The sequence below is a fragment of the Agrobacterium sp. ES01 genome (assembly GCF_050320885.1).
Classification (GTDB): domain Bacteria; phylum Pseudomonadota; class Alphaproteobacteria; order Rhizobiales; family Rhizobiaceae; genus Allorhizobium.
This window is the reverse complement of record NZ_JBNQTH010000001.1, coordinates 1,067,789-1,084,941: the sequence shown is the minus strand read 5'-3', so window position 1 is coordinate 1,084,941 and position 17,153 is coordinate 1,067,789. Positions and strand designations below refer to the sequence as shown.

Sequence of the window (17,153 nt, the reverse complement as noted above, 5' to 3'; positions counted from 1 at the left end):
CATGTCGGACGTCGTAAAAACTCTGAGCCAGGGCATACGGGAGCTTATTGCTTTCCGTATCGGCGATCAGGAATTTTGCGTCAACATCATGTCTGTACGCGAAATTCGAGGCTGGACGCCTGCAACGGGAATTCCCCATGCACCGTCTTATGTCCTCGGCGTCATTAATCTACGCGGTGCGGTTTTGCCCATCGTGGATACGGCGAAGAGACTTGGCATGCCGCCCACCCAACCCACGGCACGCCATGTCATCATCGTCGCGCAAGTGAAAAGCCGCGTCATTGGTCTTTTGGTCGATGCCGTTTCCGACATTCTGACAGTTACGGACGATATCATTCAACCAACCCCGGAAGTCTCATCAGACCTCGAAAAGCAATATGCCCGTGGCATTCTCGCCATCGAAAAGCGGATGATATGCCTTATCGAACTTGGTGCACTGTTCCCCGATGCTGAGAGTGAAGCTGCATGAGCATGTTGAGTCAAACAAAAACCCGGTTGAACGATGATGAGGTATTGGCATCTGGCGAATACCCTCTGACGCGCCGCGATCTCAATGAGATTGCTGCAATGATCTATTCGGATGCCGGTATTGCGCTCAACGATTCCAAGGCGTCTCTGGTTTATTCACGGCTGTCCAAGCATATTCGCAACCTCGGCCTGCGTGGCTTCCGTGATTATTGCAACCTGGTGTCCTCGCAGGAAGGTGCAGCCGAGCGTCGTGAAATGCTCTCGCATCTGACCACCAATTTCACCCGCTTTTTCCGCGAAAATCATCACTTCGAGCATCTGCGCGATGAGGTGTTGCCAGGTCTCATCGCCCGCGCCAAGAGCGGCGGGCGCGTGCGCATCTGGTCAGCGGCATCCTCAGACGGTCAGGAACCGTATTCCATCGCATTGACGGTGCTTGCCATGCTGCCGAATGCAGCGGAGTACGACTTCAAGATCCTGGCCACGGACATCGATCCGAAGATCCTGGCAATCGCCCGTCAGGGTGCCTATGACGAACAGGCGCTGGAAACGGTCAGCCCTGCCATGCGCAAGCAATGGTTCAAGGAAGTCGACATCAACGGACGTCGCAAATTCCAGGTCGACGACAAGGTCAAGCGCCTCATAACCTATAACGAGCTGAACCTGATGGCCCAGTGGCCGTTCAAGGGGCCGTTCGATGTGATCTTCTGCCGTAACGTCGTTATCTATTTCGACGAGCCCACCCAGGTGCGCATTTGGAACCGCTTTGCCGGTCTGCTTCCCCAGGGCGGTCATCTCTATATCGGACACTCCGAGCGCGTTTCGGGCGATGCGAAGAACCAGTTCGACAATATCGGCATCACCACCTATCGCTACACCGGAAAATTCGGCGGGAGGGGTGCATGACCAACCCGGCACGCGTTCTTGTCGTCGATGATTCACCTACGATGCGGGGACTGATCTCGGCTGTGCTCAATTCCGATCCGGAAGTGAACGTTGTCGGTCAGGCAGGCGATGCGATAGAGGCCCGTGCGGCCATCAAACAGCTCAATCCGGATGTCGTCACTCTCGATATCGAGATGCCGAACATGAACGGACTTGAGTTCCTCGAAAAAATCATGCGCTTGCGGCCAATGCCGGTGATCATGGTCTCCACCATGACCCATCACGGCGCGGAGGCCTCGCTCACGGCATTGGAAATCGGCGCTTTCGACTGCGTTGGAAAGCCGGCACCCGGCGAGCGTCAGCCCTTCGGTGACCTTGCTGAAAAGGTCAAAGCGGCCGCGCGTTCGGGATGGCGCTACAGCAACAAGCGTGCGGCTTCGCCGCCGCCAGCTGCCAATTCGGCGCCTGCCGTTGAATTTCGGGTGGGTCGTAAAATCGTTGCCATCGGCTCTTCTACGGGCGGCGTCGAGGCATTGATCAACGTCTTGCAGAACTTCCCGCGTAACTGCCCGCCCACGGTGATAACGCAGCATATGCCGCCGACATTCACCAAAAGCTTCGCTGAACGGTTGAATCGTCTGTGCGCGCCGGTTGTTGAGGAGGCAACCGATGGAGCGCGCCTGGAGATCGGCAAAATATTTCTTGCGCCCGGTGGAAGCCGTCATTTACAGGTGACGAACGCATCGGCACCCTGCTGCAGGCTGGTCGAACGCCCACCGATCAACGGTCATTGCCCGTCGGTGGATGCTTTGTTCGACTCCGTTGCCGAACTCGCTGGACGTAACGCTATTGGCGCTATCCTGACTGGGATGGGCCGCGACGGTGCTTCCGGTTTGTTGAAAATGCGGCACGCCGGTGCGCGCACGATCGGCCAAAACGAAAAAACGTGCGTCGTTTACGGCATGCCGCGCGTTGCCTATGAGCTGGGTGCCGTAGAGCACCAACTACCGTTGAATTCCATTGGCGAAGAAATTCTCAAACTTGCAGCCGCCCGAAAAGAAGGTATCGACTAATGTCTATCGCAGAAAAAATTAAAGTTCTGATCGTTGACGATCAGGTTACGAGCCGACTGCTTCTCAGTGATGCTCTGACGCAGCTCGGTTTCAAGCAAATTACTGCGGCAGGTGACGGCGAACAGGGCATGAAGATCATGGCCCAGCAGCCGCATCACCTTGTCATCTCCGATTTCAACATGCCCAAGATGGACGGACTGGTATTTCTGCAGCACGTCCGCGCGAACCCCACCACCAAGAAGGCTGCCTTCATCATTCTGACCGCACAGGGAGACCGTGCACTGGTGCAGAAGGCCGCTCAGCTTGGAGCCAACAACGTTCTCGCCAAGCCTTTCACCATCGACAAGATGAAGGCGGCGATTGAAGCTGTATTCGGAGCATTGAAATGATAGCAGAAGGCGCGGCCAAGCGGGTCCACATTATCCAGGGGGAGTACAAGGTTGTCAGTGATCCAGATGTGGTTCTGTCAACGATCCTTGGATCGTGTGTGGCAGCATGCCTGCGCGATCCTGTCGCCGGTGTTGGCGGCATGAACCACTTCCTGCTTCCAGGCTCGGCCACGCCGGGTGCGGGCGGCGGCGATGCGACACGTTACGGCGTTCATCTGATGGAGTTGCTGATCAACGGCCTCCTGAAGAAGGGCGCGCGGCGTGACCGTCTTGAAGCCAAGGTCTTCGGTGGAGCCAAGACAATTGCGACCTTCTCCAATGTCGGCGAACAGAACGCGGCATTTGCCATGCAGTTCCTGCGCGATGAAGGGATAACGGTTGTTGGCTCCTCCACGGGCGGGGACCATGGTCGAAAGCTCGAGTTCTGGCCGGTCAGTGGTCGGGCACGTCAGTATCCGCTGACGGGTGCAGAGACACAGAAGACGGTGGCACTGGAACAGAAGCCAGTCGTTCCGGTCAGCAAGCCGGTCGAGAGTTCAATCGAGTTCTTCTAGCCCAAGAGGCTGGAGCGTAATGTATGTAAGGGAGACCTCACTCGTGGAAGAAACTTTGCCTGACGTCCTGATGCGTGTGGTTTCCGAATTACATGATGTCGCATATCTGATCGAACGTATCGAACCGCAGGTTCTCGAACTTGGCGGTGAAAAGATCCTGGAGTCTCCCGACAGTCTCAAGATCATGCAAGGCATTGATCTGGCTGTGCAGAAGGCCCGCGGCCTGGCAGAATTCATCGACACGATCACCGGCACGATTTCGGACGATTGGGTCGTGGATGTCTCGACGGCCCTTAGCCTGGTGAAGCTTGCCGAGATGCAGAAATCTCTGGGCGCAGGCTTCCGTCACGGCCATTCGCAGCCCCTCGATAAAGCCTCGGGCGACTTTGATCTCTTCTAGGGAACGAGGCGAATACTGCGGCTGATCGGATGACGGCTTTCGAAGCATAACAAGGTCTTCGGGCGCACCTGTTGTGTCTGACCGACCATCTGTGCTGCGCGATCTACACCAATTCCGCCAGTATCTTGCACTGCATATATGCTCGCGAAACTTGCCTGAACGAAACGCTCGCACAAGTTTCGACTTATATTAGTCTCACTAAGGCAAGAAGCCTTAAACCCTTCGTTAGACGGTGTGAGACAGAATGAATCTGTTAAATCAATTAGTTCAGGTCACTAAAAACCTGGCCGGGCTTGGCCAGGCACGACTGATGGCTCTAGCAGGTGTCGGCATTGTTTCAATCGCCCTCATCCTGGCCGGTGCCATCTATGTCAACAAGCCTGCATATGAAACGCTCTATGTCGGTCTGGAGAATGTCGACCTTAATCAGGTGAGCATGGCGCTCGCCGAGACGGGCATCAACTTCGAAGTCGGCACCGATGGAAAGAGCATCAGTGTGCCCGCAGGCATGACCGGAAAAGCCCGGTTGATGCTGGCCGAGCGTGGCCTGCCCAACAGCGCCAATGCCGGCTACGAGCTTTTCGACAATGTCGGTTCGCTCGGCCTCACATCGTTTATGCAGGAAGTGACCAGGGTTCGCGCTCTTGAAGGCGAAATCGCCCGCACGATTCAACAGATCACAGGTATTGCCGCCGCACGCGTTCACATCGTCATGCCGGATGTCGGCAATTTCCGCCGTGGCGAGCAGAAACCAACCGCATCCGTCATGATCCGCGCCAGTTCGACGACTGGCCGCAAGGCGACCGCCTCCATTCGGCATATGGTCGCCTCGGCGGTGCCGGGTCTCGATGTTGAAGACGTCACAATTCTCGATTCCACCGGTCAGCTCCTGGCCTCCGGCGATGAATCCGGTGGCGCTGCCACACGTTCCCTTGGCGTCGTCCAGTCGGTTCAGCAGGAAATCGAATCCAACATCGACAAGGCATTGGCACCATTCCTCGGCATGGACAACTTCCGGTCCTCGGTCACTGCTCAGCTCAATACCGATACGCAGCAGATTCAGGAAACCATCTACGACCCGGAATCCCGTGTCGAACGCTCCGTCCGCGTGACCAAGGAAGCGACAAAATCGGAGTCACGGCAGCAGGATACCGCTGCAACGGTCGAACAGAATATCCCGCAGGGCGCCCCCGAAGGTGGCTCCGGTGGTCCGGCCTCCTCCGACGAAGCCGACAAGAAGGAAGAGCAGACCAACTACGAAATCAACAGCAAGTCTGTCGCCACAGTCAAAAACGGCTACACGGTAGAAAAGATCTCTGTTGCCGTTGTCGTCAACAAGGGTCGTCTTGCCAAAATGGTTGGCGAACCCGCTGACCAGGCCAAAATCGACGCCTATCTTGCCGAGATGCAGACAATCGTCGCGTCTGCCGCCGGCATTGACGACAAGCGCGGCGATGTGGTCACCCTGACCGCCATGGACTTCCTCGAGAACCAGTTGCTCGAAGAATCCGCGACCGGCCCAGGTGTCATGGACATGCTGAGCCGCAACCTCGGTGGCATCATCAATTCGCTCGCCTTTGTTGCAGTCGCATTCCTGGTCGTCTGGATGGGGATCCGTCCGATGGTTCGCTCGGTGGGCGGCGGAAGCACAGCCAGCATTGCAGCCGGCTCGTCGGAAGAAGGCGCTGGTCTGGAACTCCCCGACTTCTCGCCGGCCATGGCGGGTGGCGACAGCGGCGGGCTCATGGAAGGCTTCGGCTCGGACTTCGGCTTCGACTCGACGGACGATATGCTCGATCTGGACGACGATCCCAATGGCGGCTTCAATCGCCGGGTCAAGGAAGGCCCCGAACGTCGCCTGTCGCGAATGGTGGAACTCAGCGAAGAACGCGCAGCCAAGATCCTCCGCAAATGGGCCGTCGAAAGAGACAAGGCCGCCTGATCGAGGCCGCAACAATCATCGAAAACCGCGCTTTTCAAAGGCGCGGTTTTTTTGTTTGCGCAGGAATAATGACGGGTCACGCCATAAAATCGCCTTTGTGACCGTCACGGCCGATCAAGCACGGGTGAGACCTGCCGCGCTGATGCTCGTCAATGATTTCATTCGACAAATGTTACCCACGCTTTTTTCTGCTGGCGGGATTGAGCACGGTAACACCCTGAACAATAAGCGTATGGATAGCTTGGCAGGCATGGCATGTTATGCTTGCGGGCTTCTGTGCCCCGGACAGGTTGTAGCCTTTCTAATCATATGACGTAGAATGAACTGATTCGTGGCCCGCTTCGAACAATATAAGATACGCCTTTGGGACGGTGCGGCATCCTGAAGCGCAGTATTAAAAGTGGGTACTGCCGTTTCATCCCGGAGAGGGGGAAACAAGAATGGAAGTGGAGTTTTCGAGAGGTGGAGCGAATTCGAGGCGCACGGCTGTGCCCGGTTCGGAGACGCCGGTTCGGAACCTCACCCGCGAAGAATTGATTGATCGGTTGTCGGTTGTTGTGGGTGTTGCCCATATATCCGCAGCTCTTCAGATGCTGACTGACTATGTCGGTGCTTCGCTTTTCCTTCTGATCCGCCACGAACTCATCCAGGAACAGGGCCTGGGCTCTGTGGTTTCGTCCAACTGGCCATTTGACCTTGTGCGCCGCGTGGAAACGGAACTGGCCGAGCTTCACACGCGCTCGACCGAGCTGGAAAAGTGCATTTCGGTTCTCCAGCCCAAATTTGCCTTGCTTCCCGATGATGTCGAGCCCCCCGAAAACGTGAACCGCCAATATTGCTCGATGATGTTCAATGTCGGCCGTTCGCGATATTCCTTCATGCAGCTTTTTCCCTCAGATCTTGTTCTCTCGCCTGAAAAACTGAGGGAAGTGGGACTTCTGGCGAGCTATTGTGTGAGCCTTTCCGAGTACAAGGCCGAGCGGAGCGACCGCGAGTTCGAACTGACCGAGCGCGAACTCGAATGCCTGTTCTGGATTGCCGAAGGCAAGACCAGCGATGAAATCGCGGTGATCCTCGGCATATCCAAAAACACCATCAATAATTACATCACCAGCGTTATGCGCAAGACAGCCACCAAAACGCGCTCCGAGGCGATTGCCTATGCCGTGCGCAATAATCTCGTCTAGGGAGCCGTCCATGAGCCTAACATCAGGACCGTCAGGCGGGGGTCGAAAAGTCGAGATCCAGGCCATGCAGTTGCGGCCTTCCAGCCGAGCCGACGTTTTTTCGAAATTTCTCGCCGTTCAAAAAACCTTGAAGGCAAGGTCTTTTGCCGTCTTCAAGCTCACCGCCGGCGGCGCACCGGGAAAACGAAAGCTCGTGTGCGAGATGGACAATACCGATAGCGCCGCCACTGCCACACCGGCAGATGTCGCGCGAGCCTATGGCGACAACCTGCTGTCACATATCGAAATGTCGATGCTGCCTCTCACCTGGTATGCAGAAGACGGTGTGAATATCGTCGACACGGCGGACATGCGGCCTTTCGTGGTGCATTTGAAACCCAGGCTTCTGCCTATCTCCGGCATTGCTTTTCCGGTTCGCCTGGGCGCGATCGGCAATGGCTATGTCATGTTCATCAGCAACAGCGGACTGGATCTGTCGGGCGAAGCCATTCTTGAGGCTCATGGCCGTAGCTGCAAGCTGATGATGGATATGCTGGCGCTCGACGAGCGACGAGCCATACCGGCCGAAACGCTTAGCGACCGTGAGATCGCCTGTCTTCAACTGGCTGGCGATGGTCGCATCAGCGACGAAATCGCTGGAAAGCTCAACCTGTCGGTGCACACCGTCAACGCCTATCTCGGTTCTGCAACCATCAAGCTTGATTCGGTCAACCGGATCCAGGCGATCGCCAAGGCGATTCGCCTTGGCTACATCAACTGACGGTCAATTCGCTTCATAACGACAAAAAAGCCCCGGCGCTTGACGCCGGAGCCAGTTATCGATGCAGTCCGCGATGCTGTCAGGCAGCGATATCGTTCGTCTTGACGAATCGTGCCTCTTGCAGGCTGCGCGCGAGATAAGCGGTGTTGGAATTCGGATCGCCCATGGGCGTCTGAAAGGCGATGTGGTTGATCTCCAGTCCGGCATGGTCCCTGGTCAGCGTCAGCTTGGCATAGACCGTAATATCCTTGGGCTTGATCTCGATTTCCAGCGTGACTTCAGGAGCCTCGCCCCATTCGAGCTTGTATTCCCCTCCCGCGCCAAAATTGACGGTGCCGGGATGGAAATAGAGCTCTGCTGCCGACGAAACCAGGTCCGCCAGGCTGCTATGGAATTCAAAGCGCAGCAGTGAAATAAGGTCTGCTGCATCTAACAGGCGGAGTTCGGAGGCCACCGGGCTGATCGCTTCCGCAACAATCTTTTCGCGCTGATCGGTATAAGGGCATTTTTTCATTTTATTATGGCAACCGTTGTTTTGGGGCCTGCGCGGCGTAAACACGATGCACGAGTTCCGCCACGGCCTTGTAAAATATCGACGGTATCACGCTATCAACCGAGACTTGCGCAAACATGGAGCGAGCCAGCGGTGGATCCTCAAAAATGGGGATGTCATGCTCCCGTGCGATCTCGCGAATGCGCAGCGCAATCAGGTCCTGACCCTTGGCAATCACCACCGGAGCATCTGATTCTTCGCGCACATAGCGCAATGCCACGGCAAAGTGGGTGGGGTTGGTAATGATCATGGTTGCCCGCGGCACGTTGTCGATCATGCGCCGGCGCGCACGATCTCGCGCAATGGAGCGCTGGCGGGACTTGACGATCGGGTCGCCCTGCGCCTGCTTGTATTCGTCCTTGATCTCCTGCTTGGTCATGCGCAGGTTCGAATACCAGTGGTGTCGGGTCCAGAACAGGTCGACTACCGCCAGCAAGGCTGTGGCCATCAGGATGATGACCAGCACTTCCTTGATGATCGCGGTAAACTTGACGAGAATCACCTGCGGATCGGAAAACATCGCGTCCAGTGTCGCAAAATACTGACCACGCATGAAAACCATGATGATCGCCGACACGATGATGATCTTGAACAGCGATTTGCCGAACTCGACGAAACCGTTCACACTGAAAATACGGCCCCAGCCCTTGATGAGCGAGATACGGTTTCCCTGCGGACGTATCCTCTCCAGCACGAATTGCGGCATGTTCTGTGCCACCGAGGCTGTCACCCCTGCCAGAATGATCAACAGAAGTGCCGGTGCCAGAACGCCTGCCATTGCCCAGCCCAGATACACAAACAGCGATATGACATCCGAGGCCGTCTCTATCTTCCATTGATCGGGCTGCTCGAACAGGTCGCGCAGGATAGCGCCCAGATGGGCTGCACCGGATGGCAGGAAGAAGACGAAATAGACATAGATGGCGAGCACCGAGACAAAGATCGGCAGCTCGCGGGAGGCGGGAATGTTCCCTTTGTCCGCGGCGTCCCGAAGTTTTTTGTCTGTCGGGTCTTCTGTTTTGCTGTCTTTGTCTTCATCGTCAGACAAAGTCGGTATTCCTTAATCCCGGAGTAAGATGCAGCACGATGCCTCGGCGGCAGCGTCAGCGAAGGGAATCAGGCAGAGATCGCCGGATGGCTGAAAATAGCAACCCGGCCGACTGGGGGCAATCGGCCGGGTTCGTAAGCTTCGTTTATCAACACTATGCCTGAGATCAGGCGGCAGCGCCTTCGCCGCCCTCGGATCCTTCCGTCTCCTTGAGCAGGATCTGACCGGAACCGGCAAGCCGGATGGCTTCCTGGGCAACAGCGCGGCGGGCCAGCGCCACTTCGCGCGGATTGATGCCGCCAGTTCCGCCACCGAGATCGGCTTCGATCATGCGGCGCTGGCGAGGGCTGATGGCCGACAACACACATTCTTTGATTTCGTTGGATGCACCGCGAAGCGCCATCGTCAGAATGTCTGCGGAAATGTCGTTGAGCAACATGACGCGGCTGCGCTGCGGCATGGCCAGAAGGTCTTCGAACAGGAAGATCTTCGGGCGAACCTTGTTGACCGATTCCTTGCTGATGGTCTCGAGAGAGTTGAGCAAGGTATCGACCTGCGGCTTGTCCAGCTCGTTCATGAGCTCGGCAACCTTGTTCGAGCCGGTCGAATTCTTCTCTGCTTCGATTTCGTTGATCAGGTCCTGAACGCGATTTTCGATGATCTGCGCAGCCTTCGGGCTGACATTCTTCAGGTTGACCGTACGGTTCATGATATCGGCCCGGCGGCTGTCGGGCAGCTTCATCAGCACCTTGGCACCGAAGGACGAGGGCATCATGGAAAGTATATAGGCAACAGTCTGGGGATGCTCGCGCATCAGGAACTTGCCGATGAAGTCCGGATCGGCATCCTGCAGGCGGTCCCAGATGGATGCTTCGAAGGCCTGGAACGCGGTCCGCCGACCGAGAAGGCCATCGACCTCCTCAGGTGTCAGGCCTTCTTCGAGAATGCTCTCGATGGCCTTGGCGTTGTCCATGAGACCTGCACCTTCAGTGAACAGATCTTCGAATTCATTAACGAGTTCAGCCAGTTCATCCGGTGGGATGGTGCGAAGCGTTTGCGCAGACGCGATGATCGTCTGCAGCTCCGCCTGGGTGAAATATTTCAGCAGCTTCCCGGCGACGCCCTTACCCATGGCAAGCAGCACGGCGGCTGCTTTATCTGCTTGGGATAGGGGCTTTCCAGCGACCGCGCCGCCAAAATCGTCAAAGTCCATCATGGTCTTTCCCCTCTGGCCCTAATCGGGTCAGTGTACCTTAGTACTCATTACTTCGATCAGTTTCACCCCGAAACGGGTGTCGTCATTCTCCAGGACAGTGATTTCGCCACGGGCGATTCGCCGGCCATTCACCATGATTTCAACAGGTTCACCGATTCGTCTGTCGAGAGCGATAATCGCGCCTTCTTCGAGATTCATCAAGCCCGAGACCTGCATACGGCTGGATCCCAGCACGATCTGCACATCAATCGGGATGTCCATGATCAGATCCATATTGGCATTGAGCGCGCTGCCGGGTTCCGGCATGGCCGATGCCCCGCCGAACGCGTCTCCGCCGCCGAAGCTGTCGCCGCCGAAATCGCCCATTCCGCCGGCATCATCGCCGAGCGGAGTGTCTGCGAGATCTCCGCCGAAATCCCCTCCGCCGAAATCGGCATCAAAAGACGAAGTTTCACCTTCCGCCCCTGCCGCATCGCCGAAGTCGCCGCCGAACTGGGCGTCGAGATCGAAGCCGCCGTCTGGCAAGGTGCCGTCAGCATCGCTTTGCAGCACGCCGCGAAGATCACCAACCGCCTGGTCGATGTCGGCATCGCTGTTTGGCATCGCCAGATCGTCGTCTTCGGTCACTGATGTTTTTTTAGGTGCCATGACTTTACTATTCCCATTGAAACTTGCCTCAACCTGCCTTTCGGTTTTTCAACCGCCGTCGGGTCAACGCTATCCCATTAGATGTTTGAGCAATTCGTCTTCGGTTGAAATATTATCTTTCACCCGAACGGTGTAGTTTTCACCGGACCGGCCAAATTCGCATTTGTACATTTCCTTGCCGTTCGCGTTGACGTCGACGGTCACCTCGCCCTTGTCGTTAAAGGCAATGACGTCGCCGATCGCGAGCCTGGAAACGGTGCCAAGTGTCAGAGACTGCAGGCGAATGCGTGCCTCGAGCGTGACTTGCGACCGGCGGACCTGTTCGGAAAGATGCTCCGCCCATTGTTTCTGGTCTCGGTTCTGCTGGCTGGTCGATTTTGGAACCGTCACAACCGTTTTCAAAAGCGCCTTCTGCGGAACGATCAGCACGAATTCGGACGACACGGACCCAAGGTCGATGCCCATCTTGATCGCGGCGGCATAGGGATCGACCTGATCGTCGTCGAGCTTTGGCCGGTTGTCGGCATTGTGCGGCGCTTCCACAAGCGGCTCGAAGCCGCCCGCGGCGTTGATGCCCGAACGAAGCACGTTTCCGATCTTGTCGAACACCATCTTGGCAAGATCGAGTTCGATATCCGAAAGCGGACGCTCGATCGGCTCTTCGATTGTTTCCGGCAGAGCACCCAGAAGGTTTTCCATCAAGGTGATGACAAAGCCGTTCCCGCAGGCGAGTGTGAAGCTCGGGCACCAGTTGCGCAATGACGTGTCGGCAAAGCAGAAATTGTCGCCCAGGTCGCCGATCAGATCGCTCATCAGGCCGGTTTCGTGGCTGTTGTAATAGACCTCGACCGTCATGCCTGTTTCGCTGTGCATGATGTCGGGCAGGAATTCGGAATAAAGACGTCCAAAGTCGCTGCACAGCTTTTCGACCGTCTTCGCGTCGCCAAGGCCGCCGGTCAGGCGGGCAAGCAACGCCGGATCCATAGGCTGTGGCGCAGGGGTGCCGGTTTTTGTCTCGCTCATGATCATGCCGCCTTGTTGTCGCCGCCAGGATTCATCATTTCCTGTTCAACAGCGTCGATGGACGGACGCTCGTAGGAAGAGATGGTCTTGCGTCCATATTCCAGAGCCACCTGCGGGACAGAACCGTTCATATAGGCAAGCAGGGTCTGCTTGACGATGATGTAGAGACGATGCTGCTTCGTTCTGACGGTCTTGATCTGCGAAATGACCGGGTTGCAAAGGCAGTAGGACAGGAAGATGCCGAGCATGGTGCCCACGAGTGCCGCACCGATGAGGCCGCCCAGAACTTCGGGAGATTCGTTGATCTTGCTCATCGCTTTGATAACGCCGAGCACGGCAGCAACGATACCGATGGCGGGAAAGGAATCGCCCATCGCCGTCACGGCGTGATACGGCTTCATCTTGTCGTAGAGGATTGTGTTGATTTCTTCATCCATCAACGCTTCGATCTCGTGCGAGCGCGCATTGCCGATAATGATCAGGCGGACATAGTCGCAGATGAAGGCAGTCAGTTCGGTGTTCTTCAGGACTGAAGGAGCCGCCTGGAAGATGCTTGATTCCGCCGGATTGTCGATATGGGCTTCGATCTCGTTGCGCGACTTTGTCCTCAGGTCGCGCATCAGGGAATAAAGCGCGCCCAGCACGTCGAGATAATGACGCTCCTTCGGCACCGAATGCTTGAAGGCCTCGCCCATCGCCTTGCCGGTATCTTTAACGACCTTCATCGGGTTTGCCATGATGAAGCCGCCGACACCCGCACCGCCGATGATCAAGAGCTCGAATGGCTGAATGAGCGCATCAACGTGTCCGCCCATGGCCATGAAGCCGCCGAGAATACAGCCGACAGTGATCACAAATCCAATGATAATATTCATTTCAAGCCCGCATCTGAGTGGTTTTCAGTGCAACCGATACGATGGCTTCCTTGCGTGAGGCTGTTGGTCGGGCTTCACGGTTTGTGAACCTACAAACAGCTTCGCGCAAGCCTTTTGCGGCATTTAGGGAGATAACAGAAGTCCGATGGACCCCTTAGAGGTATAGGACAGTGACGACGACATTTGTAAGCTATCAGCAGATCAGCCGTGATTTGGCCACGTCTCTCGAACGTGTGTCGAAGAAACCGGACGTTGCCCGTGAGACCGAATACTATAATTCGAAGATCGGCGACATCAAATCGGTCGATGATTTCATGGCTGATACGCGTCTCTATAACTATGCGCTCAAGGCCCATGGTCTTGAAGACATGTCCTATGCCAAAGCCTTTATCCGTAAGGTTCTGACGGAAGGTATCGACGACGACGATGCCTTCGCCAATCAGCTTTCAGATACGCGTTACAAGGAACTCGCCACCTCATTCAATTTCAAGGCATTCGATACGGCAGCAACATCTTTCGACCGGGCCCAGACAGAGGTCGTCGACAAGTATATGCGCCAGACCCTTGAAGAGGATGCCGGCAACGAAAACACCGGCGTTCGCCTTGCGCTCTATTTTGACCGTACCGCTTCCACCATCACAACGGCGATGGATATTCTCGCCGACGATGCCTTGGCTCAGGTGGTGCGCACTGCTCTTCAGCTTCCTGCGGAAGTTGCAAGCTCGAATATCGACAAGCAGGCAGCTTATCTGGATCGGGTTCTCGATATCGAGGATTTTCAGGATCCGGAAAAAGTCGGCAAGTTTCTCGAGCGCTTCACCGCCATGTGGGAGATCGAAAATCCCTCGGATAATTACGATCCCCTGGCAGTGTTCAGCTCATCCTCCGGTTACGGCATTTCGCCGGACCTTCTTCTATCCCTCAATTCCTTGAAATTAGGAGGCAGTTAAAGTGCAATCTGGGTTATATGTCTCCCTGTCCTCGCAAATGGCGCTCGAAAAGCGCCTGACAACCATCGCCGACAACATGGCCAATGTGAACACGGTCGGTTTCCGTGGCACCGAGGTCAAGTTCAACGAGGTTCTCAGCAAGACCGAGAATGACATCAACGCCAAGATCGCGTTCGTGTCGCAGGGTAACGACTACCTGTCCACCAAGAATGGCGAGCTTCAGCAAACCAACAACACGCTGGATTTTGCCGTCAAGGGCGACGCCTATTTTGCGCTGGATACGCCCGCCGGCCAGGTTTTGACCCGTGACGGTCGCTTCACCATTCAAGATACAGGTGCACTCGTCTCCGTGCGCGGCTTTCCTGTCCTGGATGCCGGCGGAGCACCGATCCAGTTGAACCGCGCCGGTAGCCCGCCGGTCGTCGGCCTCGATGGCAAGATTTTGCAGGACGACAAGCTCGTCGCCACTATGGGCCTTTTCCAGGCAGACATTTCCAACGGTTTCGTGCGTTACGAAAACAGCGGCATCAATACCTCTGATCAGCCTCAGCCTGTCGTCGACGACGACACTGTTGGCGTCATGCAGGGCTATATCGAACAATCGAACGTCAACGGCATCTATGAGATGACCCAGCTTATTCAGGTCAACCGCGCCTTCGAAAGCGTCAGCTCGTTGATGCGCGATAGCGAAAGCGGTCTGAGCGAAGCAATCAAGATCCTCGGCGGATCCGGCTGAAATTAGGAATTTAAGACCCCATGGAAGCCTCCAACGCTGATATCACGCTGTCGCGCAAACTGACCGGTCTCGTCAGCCTCGCCGAGCGATATGCAAGCCCCGATCGTTCCGTGGCCCATGGTGGCCATGTGCGCACCATTGCAGCCGGTCACTATACGGTGACGGGCATGTCCAGACATGTCCGGCTTGGCGAATTCGTCGCGCATCGAAGCGCCACCGGCATCCATCTGGGCGAAGTCGTTCGCGTCGAGCCCGACCTGGCTTACGTCTGCCCGATTGAACCGGGCGAGCCTATCGGAATCCACGACACTGTCATTCGCAAGGGCGCATTCCGCATCGCGCCGGATGAAAGCTGGTGTGGCCGCACCATCAATGCGCTGGCCGAGCCGATCGACGGCGGAGCCCCCCTTGTCCCCGGATCCGTGCGTCGCTCCATTTCCAACAGTGCGCCGCCATCCATGGCGAGACGACGGGTGGAGCAGGGACTGCGGACCGGGGTGCGCGCCATCGATATCTTCTCACCGCTTTGCCTCGGTCAGCGCTTGGGCGTTTTCGCCGGTTCCGGCGTCGGCAAGTCGACGCTCCTGTCCATGCTGGCGAAAGCGGATGCCTTCGATCGCGTCGTGATCGCCCTGGTGGGCGAACGCGGGCGTGAAGTCCGTGAATTCATTGAAGACACTCTCGGCGAAAACATGGCCAAGGCGATTGCGGTCGTTGCGACCAGCGATGAAAGCCCGATGCTGCGCAAGATGGCGCCGCTGTCTGCAATGACGATTGCCGAGCATTTCCGCGACAAGGGCGAAAATGTCCTCTTCATCGTCGACAGCGTGACACGCTTTGCCCACGCCATCCGCGAAGTCGCAACGGCTGCCGGTGAGCCGCCGATCGCTCGCGGCTATCCGGCCTCCGTCTTTACCGAACTTCCACGACTTCTTGAACGGGCAGGTCCTGGCGAAGAAGGTAAGGGCACGATTACCGCTATCATCTCGATCCTGGTCGACGGCGATAATCACAACGATCCGATCGCCGATTCGACCCGCGGTATTCTCGACGGCCATATTGTGCTGGATCGCAGTCTTGCCGATGAGGGGCGTTACCCGCCCATCAATCCGCTCACCTCGATTTCCCGTATGGCACGCAAGGCCTGGACAGCCGAACAGGAGAAGCTGGTGTCGCGTCTCAAGACGCTGATTCATCGTTACGAGGAAACGCGCGATCTGCGTCTGATCGGTGGCTATCGTGCCGGCAGTGACCCGGATCTCGACATGGCGATCAAACAGGTCCCTGTCGTTTATGAAGTTTTGAAGCAGACACCGTCAGACCCGGCGGCGGTCGATGCCTATGCGGATCTGGCAACGGCGTTGAAAGCGGCCCTTGGCGTCGGACAGAATGGCCAGGCGGGCATGCCCGCCAGGGGAAGGGGATAAGTCGTGGATGATTTGAACGGGCAGGAGCAGGCAGCTCCGGCAAAGCGGAGCGGTCCGCAGTCGTCCGGCATGGCCGACAAGGTATTGGCAAGTGTAGGCGTCGCGATGGCGGTCGCCGCCGCAATGTATCCCTGGTACGTCTTCTTCAATCAGGACAAATTTGGTGTTCGGCTGGCCGATTGGGGCAACACCCGCGACCTTCCAGAAGGGCCGGGACGCAGTGTTTTCAGTGTGTCTCCGCTCGCGATGATCGACAAGGACAACAAAGGCCCCAAGATCGTCACGGAGCAGCAGATCGATCAGCTGTCGACCGCCACAGTCTCCAAGCGCGGCGCCGCCGGCGATAGTGACCCTGAAGCCAAGCCAAGTCAGCCATTCCCGGGACGCAGCGGCTTTCAGCTTCTGCACGTCGCCAATGGTCGCGCCCTGATTGAGGACAACGGCGGCATGTACATGGTTCAGGTGGGCTCGATGCTGCCTGACAACAGTCGCGTTGCCACGCTGGAAATGCGCGACGGCAAATGGGTGATCATCACCTCCAACGGCGATATTTACGAGAACCGCTAGCGGGTAAGTCCCACGCAAGATTAGCACCATAGGATTTACTCACGGAATATGGAGAAGCCTATGGACCCCATTCAACTTTTCTCGCTTGCATCAAGGCAAGCCGAATGGCTGTCGATCCGGCAGGAAGTCGTTGCCGGCAATATCGCGAACGCCAATACCCCGAAGTTCAGGGCTCGGGATATCACGCCGTTCAGCGCGGTTCTGGACACCACCACCTCGGTTGCCATGGCACGCACCAATCCTGGCCATATCTCTGCCAACACCTTGAGCGACGAGATCGAGGTCAAGGACGCCGAACTCAACAATGAGATCGGCATCCAGGAATCGGGCAACACCGTTTCGATTGCAGAAGAACTCACCAAGACCGGCGAAATCAAGCGTCAGCATGAGCTGAACACGCAGCTGGTTACCTCTTTCCATCGCATGATGTTGATGACCGTAAAGAAGTAAGA

At 56.7% G+C, this 17,153-nt stretch carries 20 protein-coding genes; 14 read left to right on the top strand and 6 right to left on the bottom strand.

Going from position 1 to position 17,153, the window contains the following annotated elements:
• Position 1 precedes the first annotated feature (1 nt).
• From ACQQ2Q_RS05380 to visR, 9 genes are all read left to right on the top strand, one after another.
• Positions 2 to 469: a chemotaxis protein CheW gene (locus ACQQ2Q_RS05380; RefSeq protein ID WP_428185987.1), complete on the top strand. Its 468-nt coding sequence runs from the start codon at positions 2 to 4 to the stop codon at positions 467 to 469.
• Positions 466 to 1,374, top strand: a complete 909-nt coding sequence (cheR, locus tag ACQQ2Q_RS05375; RefSeq protein ID WP_428185986.1) for a protein-glutamate O-methyltransferase CheR — start codon at positions 466 to 468, stop codon at positions 1,372 to 1,374. Before ACQQ2Q_RS05380 ends, cheR begins: the two co-directional genes overlap by 4 nt.
• A complete protein-coding gene (gene cheB / locus ACQQ2Q_RS05370; protein ID WP_428185985.1) occupies positions 1,371 to 2,426 on the top strand; it encodes a protein-glutamate O-methylesterase CheB in 1,056 nt (351 codons plus the stop codon). The genes cheR and cheB overlap by 4 nt, the downstream gene beginning before the upstream one ends.
• A complete protein-coding gene (locus tag ACQQ2Q_RS05365; protein WP_428185984.1) occupies positions 2,426 to 2,815 on the top strand; it encodes a response regulator in 390 nt (129 codons plus the stop codon). The genes cheB and ACQQ2Q_RS05365 overlap by 1 nt, the downstream gene beginning before the upstream one ends.
• Entirely contained in the window at positions 2,812 to 3,369 is a 558-nt protein-coding gene (gene cheD, locus ACQQ2Q_RS05360; protein ID WP_428185983.1) for a chemoreceptor glutamine deamidase CheD, read from the top strand. Before ACQQ2Q_RS05365 ends, cheD begins: the two co-directional genes overlap by 4 nt.
• Positions 3,370 to 3,388: 19 nt before the next feature.
• Positions 3,389 to 3,769, top strand: a complete 381-nt coding sequence (cheT, locus tag ACQQ2Q_RS05355) for a chemotaxis protein CheT (RefSeq protein ID WP_428185982.1) — start codon at positions 3,389 to 3,391, stop codon at positions 3,767 to 3,769.
• 244 nt (positions 3,770 to 4,013) lie between these two features.
• The gene (gene fliF / locus ACQQ2Q_RS05350) at positions 4,014 to 5,711 is read left to right on the top strand and encodes a flagellar basal-body MS-ring/collar protein FliF (RefSeq protein ID WP_428185981.1); all 1,698 of its coding nucleotides are present in this window, start codon (positions 4,014 to 4,016) and stop codon (positions 5,709 to 5,711) included.
• Positions 5,712 to 6,151: 440 nt separating this feature from the next.
• Positions 6,152 to 6,898 carry a transcriptional regulator VisN gene (gene visN / locus ACQQ2Q_RS05345; protein WP_428185980.1) on the top strand — a complete coding sequence of 249 codons (747 nt, stop codon included), beginning with the start codon at positions 6,152 to 6,154 and terminating at the stop codon, positions 6,896 to 6,898.
• 10 nt (positions 6,899 to 6,908) lie between these two features.
• The gene (visR, locus tag ACQQ2Q_RS05340; protein WP_428185979.1) at positions 6,909 to 7,658 is read left to right on the top strand and encodes a transcriptional regulator VisR; all 750 of its coding nucleotides are present in this window, start codon (positions 6,909 to 6,911) and stop codon (positions 7,656 to 7,658) included.
• Positions 7,659 to 7,737: 79 nt separating this feature from the next.
• Here the strand turns inward: visR and ACQQ2Q_RS05335 are convergent, their stop codons facing one another.
• From ACQQ2Q_RS05335 to motA, 6 genes are all read right to left on the bottom strand, one after another.
• Positions 7,738 to 8,172, bottom strand: coding sequence for a hypothetical protein (locus tag ACQQ2Q_RS05335; RefSeq protein WP_428186488.1), 435 nt, complete (start codon positions 8,170 to 8,172; stop codon positions 7,738 to 7,740).
• A 4-nt stretch (positions 8,173 to 8,176) separates the two neighbouring features.
• Positions 8,177 to 9,259, bottom strand: a complete 1,083-nt coding sequence (gene flhB / locus ACQQ2Q_RS05330) for a flagellar biosynthesis protein FlhB (RefSeq protein ID WP_428185978.1) — start codon at positions 9,257 to 9,259, stop codon at positions 8,177 to 8,179.
• 166 nt (positions 9,260 to 9,425) lie between these two features.
• The gene (gene fliG, locus ACQQ2Q_RS05325; RefSeq protein WP_428185977.1) at positions 9,426 to 10,475 is read right to left on the bottom strand and encodes a flagellar motor switch protein FliG; all 1,050 of its coding nucleotides are present in this window, start codon (positions 10,473 to 10,475) and stop codon (positions 9,426 to 9,428) included.
• Positions 10,476 to 10,502: 27 nt separating this feature from the next.
• Positions 10,503 to 11,123: a flagellar motor switch protein FliN gene (gene fliN, locus ACQQ2Q_RS05320; RefSeq protein ID WP_428185976.1), complete on the bottom strand. Its 621-nt coding sequence runs from the start codon at positions 11,121 to 11,123 to the stop codon at positions 10,503 to 10,505.
• 69 nt (positions 11,124 to 11,192) lie between these two features.
• Positions 11,193 to 12,152 (bottom strand): FliM/FliN family flagellar motor switch protein, encoded by a 960-nt coding sequence (locus tag ACQQ2Q_RS05315; RefSeq protein WP_428185975.1) that lies wholly within the window; start codon positions 12,150 to 12,152, stop codon positions 11,193 to 11,195.
• A complete protein-coding gene (motA, locus tag ACQQ2Q_RS05310) occupies positions 12,149 to 13,021 on the bottom strand; it encodes a flagellar motor stator protein MotA (RefSeq protein WP_428185974.1) in 873 nt (290 codons plus the stop codon). The genes ACQQ2Q_RS05315 and motA overlap by 4 nt, the downstream gene beginning before the upstream one ends.
• A 170-nt stretch (positions 13,022 to 13,191) precedes the next feature.
• On the opposite strand from motA, the gene ACQQ2Q_RS05305 reads away from it, so the two are divergent.
• The 5 genes from ACQQ2Q_RS05305 to flgB are packed head-to-tail and all read left to right on the top strand — an operon-like array spanning position 13,192 to position 17,151.
• Positions 13,192 to 13,971, top strand: a complete 780-nt coding sequence (locus tag ACQQ2Q_RS05305) for a DUF1217 domain-containing protein (protein ID WP_428185973.1) — start codon at positions 13,192 to 13,194, stop codon at positions 13,969 to 13,971.
• Position 13,972: 1 nt separating this feature from the next.
• Entirely contained in the window at positions 13,973 to 14,707 is a 735-nt protein-coding gene (flgF, locus tag ACQQ2Q_RS05300; RefSeq protein WP_428185972.1) for a flagellar basal-body rod protein FlgF, read from the top strand.
• A gap of 20 nt (positions 14,708 to 14,727) precedes the next feature.
• Complete coding sequence (gene fliI / locus ACQQ2Q_RS05295) at positions 14,728 to 16,134, top strand: flagellar protein export ATPase FliI (protein ID WP_428185971.1); 1,407 nt, start codon at positions 14,728 to 14,730, stop codon at positions 16,132 to 16,134.
• A gap of 3 nt (positions 16,135 to 16,137) precedes the next feature.
• Positions 16,138 to 16,701 carry a flagellar protein gene (locus ACQQ2Q_RS05290; RefSeq protein WP_428185970.1) on the top strand — a complete coding sequence of 188 codons (564 nt, stop codon included), beginning with the start codon at positions 16,138 to 16,140 and terminating at the stop codon, positions 16,699 to 16,701.
• Positions 16,702 to 16,761: 60 nt separating this feature from the next.
• Complete coding sequence (flgB, locus tag ACQQ2Q_RS05285; RefSeq protein WP_428185969.1) at positions 16,762 to 17,151, top strand: flagellar basal body rod protein FlgB; 390 nt, start codon at positions 16,762 to 16,764, stop codon at positions 17,149 to 17,151.
• Positions 17,152 to 17,153 lie beyond the last annotated feature (2 nt).